Origin of the sequence: Methanoregula sp. (assembly GCF_049686655.1) — an archaeon.
Taxonomy (GTDB): Archaea; Halobacteriota; Methanomicrobia; order Methanomicrobiales; family Methanospirillaceae; genus Methanoregula.
On record NZ_JBAVIG010000029.1, the window covers coordinates 1 to 7,286 of the forward strand.

The following is a 7,286-nucleotide window of genomic DNA, read 5'->3' on the forward strand; positions in this document are numbered from 1 at the left end:
GTAATGGGGATCTCCTTAATCGCAAGATTGCGCCGGGAGAAGAGGGTGACCATCATGGATTCGAACTGGTCGCTGTCGGGCAGGAGGTCGAGCAGGGTTATTGCTTTTACACTGACCGCCCGGAATACGGAGTCCGGATCGGTACTGTGGAACTCCCTACTCTTTTCCGGCAATTCACAGGACACCTTCCCGTCATCGAACCGGTACGGGGGAATCCCCTTTCTTCCCTTGATATACCGTGATCCGATGACGAGATCAGCTTCCCCGGAAAGCACGGGCCCGGCAAGCCGCGGGATGTCCCGCGTAAGGTGGTTGCCGGTGCTGTCGATAATGACAGCTGCTGTGCACCCGTATCCCAGGGCACGCCTGCAGCCTGCAAGGATCGAATATACCCTGCCTCCGCCATAGGCCCCGGCATTGAGCACGACTGCACCGGCATGTTCGGCAATGGTTACGGTATTGTCACGGGAGCCGTCATCCACGACAATAACATACGAAGTATGTTGTCGCGCAAGGAGTACGAGACTTCCGATAGACAGTTCATTGTTCTGGGTCGGGATCACAACAGCCAGCCGGGGCTCCGGGATTATCACAGGATCCTGTGGCCGGACCTGGCGGTCCTGTTTTCCCTCACCGGGCCGTGGATCTGATGGCGTATCGTCGCTCATGGATATTCGTAAATTACCGTGGATACTAGGGAAATTTCATGAATTGTTATTTATATCCAATGAAGATACTTCACACACTATACCATTTAATCTTTTCATTGTTAATATTCAGACAAGGAAATTCGCGGCGGATAGTGCAGGTAAAACCTCTCCGGAATGTCGCCTGCCGGATGAGTCCTGAATTTTCATGGGAATTTTTTTCCCGGGAAAAATTTCATATTCAAATATTTATTAAATAGTATCTATGATACATTCTTAAGGACAGGCAGGTTATTTTCAAATAATTTTTTTTAAAAAAAATCTGGTTTCCTACCATTTTTCTCACGGGTTATAAAAAATAACTCCATTCTGCGACCAGGACACTAAACAAAGGTTTATTAATTGTTTGTTTTTATACAAAAATCATACATATCGATCAGAAGATTTATGAGGTAGGAAATGAATTGAGAACGTACTACTGAGGGGGATTGATTAAAGATGTACAAAACAGGAAAACGAGACGTGTTCTTCGGGATCGTACTTGTAACACTTCTCTGTCTGGCCACAATTCCGGCAGTTTCGGCATTCACCGCAACGCTGGTCTCACCTGCTGACACGAATACTGCCCTGCATAACGGCAATACAATCAGTATACAGATCAGCGGACTTGCTGTCAATGACCAGTTTAGCTACCGGATCACTTCAACCGACCTGAATACTGCTGGCAATTCGGTCTCGCTGAACAGTGTCAACATGCCGTTTGGATTTGCCAACGGCCTTGCATCGACATCGCTTGCAACAACCGGGATCACCGGACCGGCTACGCTCACGGTGACGCGGGACAGCGATCATTCGCAGCTGCTGCTGACCGGCCCGTCACCGATAACCAGTGCAAGTAATATCAAAAAGGATACGTATGATGTGTCCATAAGCGGGACAAAATCGGGTTCAACGATCGGTATTGATTATCAGGTTTCCGGACCTGTTTCAGATGCCGGTACCAACCCGTCTACGCTCAGCTTCACGGTACCGGAGGTCACTTCCGGGCATCTTGCCGTCCAAGTCATGGATGGGCCAAACACCGTCCTTTCTGAGACGTTTACGATCGCGGCACCACCAGGTCCGACCCCGACACCCGCGCCAACCCAGGCTCCCAGTTACTCTGGCGGCGGTGGCGGAGGGACCGGGGGTGCAACAGGTGGTCTCCTTGCCCCGCAGGGTGGCCAGTCGCTCCTCGCACCACCGGGGATCTCAGCAACATCCGTAACCATCCAGCATGATACCGGCGGGAAGGTACTCAACGATTACTCTGTCCAGACCGATCCGGCAGCAGGGTTCTCATCGTCTGTAGATATCACTACCGGTACAACCGTCCTCACAAGCGCCGGGCAACCGGTAGATACGGTATCAGTCACCCCGCTCGATCCGACCGCCGTCCCGGCAGCAGCTGCCACGCAGGGGGGAGTCTTCTCCTTCTCCGGACTCTCCGTAGAATGCGAGCCTTCGGGTGCACAGTTTACCGGGGGTAGCGCAACGATATCGTTCTCCCTCACACCGCAACAGTGGGCTGACGCCCTTACCAAGGTCAATGGCGATACTGCGGCCATGACCATCCAGTTCTATGATACCTCGGCAAAAACCTGGATCGGAATTCCCACAACAGTCGATCCGGTCACCCACGCGGTCACTGCCCACGTCACCCACTTCAGTACGTATGCACTGTTCTATACAATAACGAGTGAATCCGCATCGGCCTCACCGCAGGTTACCGCCAGCCAGAACACACCATCCGCTCCGGCAGGCTCATCGGTTACACCCGCATCGGTTGTTACACCGGTAAACACCCTGAATGCACCCCCGGTACCAACCCGTAGTCCCGGCCTCCCCGGCTTTGTTGTGATCGCTGTTGTAGGATTTGTCGGGTATTGTGTCTCGAGAAAGAAGCAGTAACCAGCAGTTCAATTCATTTTTTCCCTGGTTTGCCAGGTACCGTTTCAGCCGGGATATCCGGTAAGTGTTTTTTCCAGCAGCTGGTGACCTCTGGTTTTCATTACCCTCGTTTCATCCGGTTATGGATCCCGGTAAAAAAAAGCAACAGAGTGTTGTCAGGCTTTTTTTGCCTGGTACATATGCCATATCTTACAGGCGCCTTCGTGGCTGACCATGCATGGCCCCACCGGTGTCCGCGGGGAGCAGACCTTGCCGAAGAGCTTGCAGTCAGACGGCTGCGCGATCCCCCTCAGTACCCTGTCGCAGATACAGGCAGAGTGCTTGCTGACATGTTTGTAAACAATGCCAAACTTCTTCTGGGCATCGTACTGTTCGAACTCTTTTTTTAACCGGAGGCCGGAACCGGGGATGACCGGGAACCCGCGCCATTCCACATCGGATGGCTCGAAGACCTCGTACATGATCCTTTTTGCCTTGTCATTCCCTTCGCGGCTGACAACGCGGGGATAAGCGTTGTCAACCCGGTGCGTCCCTTCCTTCACCTGTCGGACAAGCATCAGGAGACCGAGAAGGATATCTTCGGCCTCGAACCCGGCAACGACCTGGGGCACCGGGAACTGTTCGTACTCCTCGTATCCCATGATGGCGCAGACATGGCCCGGGAGCATGAAGCCATGCAGTTTTGCCTCGCCCTGCTCAAGCAGCCATTTCATTGCCGGAGGGACAACGCGGTGACAGGAAAGGATGGAGAAATTCTCCGGAGGGTGCGTGAGGATACTTGCCGCAACGGTCGGGGCAGTGGTCTCAAAACCCACAGATATGAAAACCACTTCCTTGTCGGTCTTCTCTGCGATCTCAACTGCCTTGTGCACCCCCTGCACAACCCGGATATCCCCGCCACAGGACTCGAGCGAGCCTTTTGAACCCGGTACCCGGAGCAGGTCGCCGTACGTGGCGATGATGCAGTCCTTTGATACGAGGTCCAGCGCGGCATCGATCTCCCCCTGCGGCGTAATGCAGACCGGGCAACCGGGCCCCATCACAATTTTGAGCTGTCCGGGCAGCAGGCTGCGCAGGCCGGTCCTGGCGATTGCTGCTTCGTGGGTACCGCAGATGTGCATGAAGGTCATGTCACGATCCACAAGCTCATGCAGCTTATCTGCCATCTCTTTTCCCGTCGCCATAAAATCTCAAAAGTATTTACTGCGCAAATCACATAAGAGTACGTATATGGATGACGATCTGCTGTTTGCCATTGTGACAATCATCGCCGGGCTTCTCATCGCCGGTGCAGCCCGGGTTGTCGTCCGCTGGCTGGAGAAATTTGCCGAGACTACCGAGACGAAATGGGATGACATCATCGTCGCCGCCATCGGTACGCCGGTACAGGTCGGGATCATCGCGGTCTCGGTGTACATTGCACTGAAATTCCCGGGTGTTGTTCCCGGCCAGTATGCATGGATCATCTCCGATAAGATCCTCAACTCGATCTATACCCTGATCGGGACCTGGATCATTGCAAGCCTTGTCCACGATATCATTTCGATATATGGTCACGCACTCGCAGAACAGACCGAAGGTGACTGGGATGACCGGCTTGTTGAATTCCTGGAACTTGCCGCCCGGTACATCATCTGGTTTGCCGGGATCATGCTGATCCTTGTCAACCTGAAGATCGATATCACCCCGTTCCTGGCAGGTGCAGGTATCGCCGGCCTGGCTTTTGCCCTCGCTGCGCAGGATATCATCTCCAACTTCTTCGGGGGCGCCATCATCACGGTGGACAAGCCGTTCAAAGTCGGGGACCGGGTGAAGATCGATACTTTTTACGGCGATGTCACCAACATCGGCCCGCGGAGCACCCGGCTCAGGACCCTTGATTACCAGATCGTCACGATCCCGAACAACAAGGTCACGTCCAGTTACATTGTCAATTATTCGGAACCGGATGTAAAGATCCGTATTACCATCCCTGTCAGTGTCGCGTATGGCACGGATCCTGCGAGGGTAAAACAGGTTCTCCTTGAGATTGCCGGGGATGCAATAAAGAATACCGGTTACCTGCTGGAAGAGCCGGCCCCGACAGCATTTTTCCAGGAATTTGGCGATTCCGGCCTGAAATTTATCCTGTATGTCTGGGCAAAGAAGTACAATCTCCCCGATGAAGTAAAGGATGCGATCAACCAGCGCATTGCAGCCCGTTTCGCAGCAGAAGGTATCGGGATTCCCTTCCCGCAGATGGAAGTGCGGATGAAAAAGGAATGACTGTGTTGAAATCCTCGATCTATGAGGGTTCGGGAGTCCGCTGTGGTAGTTATGAGTGTGACCCCCTCTCTCCCCCAGTGGGGGGGCAGCCCAGGGGGAGCACCCCTTGACCTCCCTTCCGTGATAAATGGTTTTCGATCAACCTTCTCGCCCAGCGAGGGCCAAACCGAGGCGCCCGGGCGACTCCCGTAGGGGGTGGGAATGTTCACAAAAGTCAGAACCTTCTCATGAAACTCTGATTCGAATTCACATGGAACTTTGATCCACGGAATCAGGGTTTTACATAACCGGTTAAGGATTTCAACAGGCCGAAGGAATAACGTCCTCGCGTTTTTCTTCACAGGTCCGGAAGGTTCTCCATGATTACGGACTCATGCAATATCCGGTGCCAGCGGGAAATGTGCGCTTGTGATCTGCCGTGCACAGGGATCTTCCGGATATTCCCGACGGAATGTATTTTTCCCTGCCAGAAAAATGACAGTATCCCCCCATGCCCCTCCGCAATGTTTTATAAGAATCAATCACAACGTTGTTAGGCAACCTGTATCAGGAGCTCTCTGGGGAGAAGACCCGGGCAGAAGACCTGGTCCTGGATTGTGAGAACAGCCTGTGTGACACAGCCCGGCAGTGTGCCTCCTTGGTAAGGACGACACAAAAATGACCGTCTCCTCACACATAGAAAAACTAAAAAAGCCGGAAAAAGAAACAGATACAAGCGCCTACCTGACTCAGCCCGGTAGAGTACTTCCTTGGTAAGGAAGAGGTCCCGAGTTCAAATCTCGGGGTAGGCTCTCATTCTCACTTCTATCAACCATTTCCCCACCAACGAGACGATCCGCACACAGAAACGCATGGCTGACCTTCTCTATTAATTCCGTTGAATGATCCATCTCGGGCCCGAGTGTGAACAAATATCAGAACAGTTGGTTTCCCGCATGGCTATTTAGTATTCAAAGAGACTCTGATGATAGGGGTTTCTTCTTACTTTCAAATTCTTTAAGATTTTCAAATTTTAAAAAACTTGGAGAATTTGTAAGAAGTAAAAGGTTTTTAAATCTGCCCGGGTATAGTTATTGTATCATGCCCGAGCTTATCAAGCGGAAATGCCACAATCCCGATGCGTATCTGGATGAGCAGGACCTTAAGGACATTGCCGAAGCTGAAGAAGATATCCGGCAGGGGCGGGTTTATACCCACGAAGAAGTAAGGGCTATGCTTGGGCTCCAATGAAGTATTCCATCTCTTGGACCGAACCCGCAAAAAAGAATTTGGGTAAACTATCTAAACCCATCGCGCAGAGAATTTTTGATAAAGTAAAATCCCTAGAGGATGATCCGTACCGCACTGCGGAACACTGCGAAGGCTACCCTTGGTACCATCAGCGTGTCGGGCCCCATCGTGTCATCCTTAAAATTGATGATGTAAATCTGATAATTTCTGTTCTAAAAGTGGGACCGAGAAAGAACGTATATAATCGGTGATCTTCCCTCTTCGATGATATCCAAGTTTTATGCTGGTTTAATGATCCAAGATGCGGTCTGATCTCCCAATGTGTAATATAAAGTTAGTTTGCCGTTCAACGCTTCTCCCACCATCTCATAGAGATACTGATAAATGTTATATTTCCCAGAAAAGGAATCACCCGGATAAAAACTATCGTTCCCCCATTTACCTCTGTACACGGGCCCAATGGGGGCTACTCGTCCCGCGAGCTCTGATAATGGATCTACGTCATGTCTGACTCCACCCCAATCAACAACATAAATGTCGCCATATTCGGTGATTGCTTTATCACCTACATTTTTTGTCGTTATTCCAACATCACCACTTGTTTGATTAAAATCAGTGATAGTGACCGATTCCTGCTCTCCGTTATAATTAAGAGTAACGGAGTCTCCCATATTTAGATCGGTCGTTTTATCACCTGTTATCTGGGATGAGGGGGGAGTAGATGATACACCTTGGTACATTCCAGCGATAAAAGCTGCGACAATGACAAGAAGTATTGCCCCACCACAACATATGGCAATCCATTCAAGGAGAGACCTCTTTTTAGGGGTACTTTTAGTTCCTTGTTGTTCAGGTATTTGATTAGTCGCTGATTCTTTTGTAACTGGGGGGATATACCATGAAGGATGAGTTGGTTGTTGTGCTGTTTCTGATTGTGCAACCGAAGTTCGCTCGTCAGTCGATATTACAGGGATTTTCGCACCGCAATTAGTACAGAATTTCGATGATTCAATGAGTGGACTTCCGCATTCAGGACAGAATTTCGCCATCTGAATTTACCCCGTTAACTGCCATAATCATTAATGTTCGATTTAAACGATAAGTATATTGTTTTATTTATCGATTGAAAAATGATATTTTGAATTTATTAACCTTTGAATGGGACAATGAAACAGGGCCGATTCTGAGATAACA

The 7,286-nt window shown here is 50.7% G+C and carries 7 protein-coding genes and 1 tRNA gene; 5 read left to right on the forward strand and 3 right to left on the reverse strand.

The features are described from left to right. On the reverse strand, positions 1-668 hold a 668-nt coding region (locus WBL42_RS03845), incomplete at its 3' end, for a glycosyltransferase family 2 protein (RefSeq protein ID WP_424719944.1). A gap of 477 nt (positions 669-1,145) precedes the next feature. Here WBL42_RS03845 and WBL42_RS03850 point away from each other — a divergent pair. After that, entirely contained in the window at positions 1,146-2,597 is a 1,452-nt protein-coding gene (locus WBL42_RS03850; protein WP_424719945.1) for a hypothetical protein, read from the forward strand. Positions 2,598-2,752: 155 nt separating this feature from the next. Here the strand turns inward: WBL42_RS03850 and hypD are convergent, their stop codons facing one another. Continuing rightward, a complete protein-coding gene (gene hypD / locus WBL42_RS03855) occupies positions 2,753-3,781 on the reverse strand; it encodes a hydrogenase formation protein HypD (RefSeq protein ID WP_424719946.1) in 1,029 nt (342 codons plus the stop codon). Between the two features lie 46 nt (positions 3,782-3,827). On the opposite strand from hypD, the gene WBL42_RS03860 reads away from it, so the two are divergent. The 4 genes from WBL42_RS03860 to WBL42_RS03875 all read left to right on the forward strand — a co-directional run bounded on the left by WBL42_RS03860 (position 3,828) and on the right by WBL42_RS03875 (position 6,343). After that, positions 3,828-4,862, forward strand: a complete 1,035-nt coding sequence (locus WBL42_RS03860) for a mechanosensitive ion channel family protein (RefSeq protein ID WP_424719947.1) — start codon at positions 3,828-3,830, stop codon at positions 4,860-4,862. A 717-nt stretch (positions 4,863-5,579) separates the two neighbouring features. Next, positions 5,580-5,653, forward strand: a tRNA-Thr gene (locus tag WBL42_RS03865). A gap of 289 nt (positions 5,654-5,942) precedes the next feature. Next, positions 5,943-6,092, forward strand: coding sequence for a hypothetical protein (locus tag WBL42_RS03870; protein WP_424719948.1), 150 nt, complete (start codon positions 5,943-5,945; stop codon positions 6,090-6,092). Beyond that, the gene (locus WBL42_RS03875; RefSeq protein WP_424719949.1) at positions 6,089-6,343 is read left to right on the forward strand and encodes a type II toxin-antitoxin system RelE family toxin; all 255 of its coding nucleotides are present in this window, start codon (positions 6,089-6,091) and stop codon (positions 6,341-6,343) included. Before WBL42_RS03870 ends, WBL42_RS03875 begins: the two co-directional genes overlap by 4 nt. Before the next feature lie 27 nt (positions 6,344-6,370). Here the strand turns inward: WBL42_RS03875 and WBL42_RS03880 are convergent, their stop codons facing one another. After that, complete coding sequence (locus tag WBL42_RS03880) at positions 6,371-7,141, reverse strand: zinc-ribbon domain-containing protein (protein WP_424719950.1); 771 nt, start codon at positions 7,139-7,141, stop codon at positions 6,371-6,373. Positions 7,142-7,286: the final 145 nt, after the last annotated feature.

What these genes read in the sequence shown, in the direction of transcription:
- WBL42_RS03850 (WP_424719945.1), top strand. Translation starts at nt 1,146, where the DNA reads ATGTACAAAACAGGAAAACGAGACGTGTTCTTCGGGATCGTACTTGTA.
- hypD (WP_424719946.1), bottom strand. Translation starts at nt 3,781, where the DNA reads ATGGCGACGGGAAAAGAGATGGCAGATAAGCTGCATGAGCTTGTGGAT.
- WBL42_RS03860 (WP_424719947.1), top strand. Translation starts at nt 3,828, where the DNA reads ATGGATGACGATCTGCTGTTTGCCATTGTGACAATCATCGCCGGGCTT.
- WBL42_RS03870 (WP_424719948.1), top strand. Translation starts at nt 5,943, where the DNA reads ATGCCCGAGCTTATCAAGCGGAAATGCCACAATCCCGATGCGTATCTG.
- WBL42_RS03875 (WP_424719949.1), top strand. Translation starts at nt 6,089, where the DNA reads ATGAAGTATTCCATCTCTTGGACCGAACCCGCAAAAAAGAATTTGGGT.
- WBL42_RS03880 (WP_424719950.1), bottom strand. Translation starts at nt 7,141, where the DNA reads ATGGCGAAATTCTGTCCTGAATGCGGAAGTCCACTCATTGAATCATCG.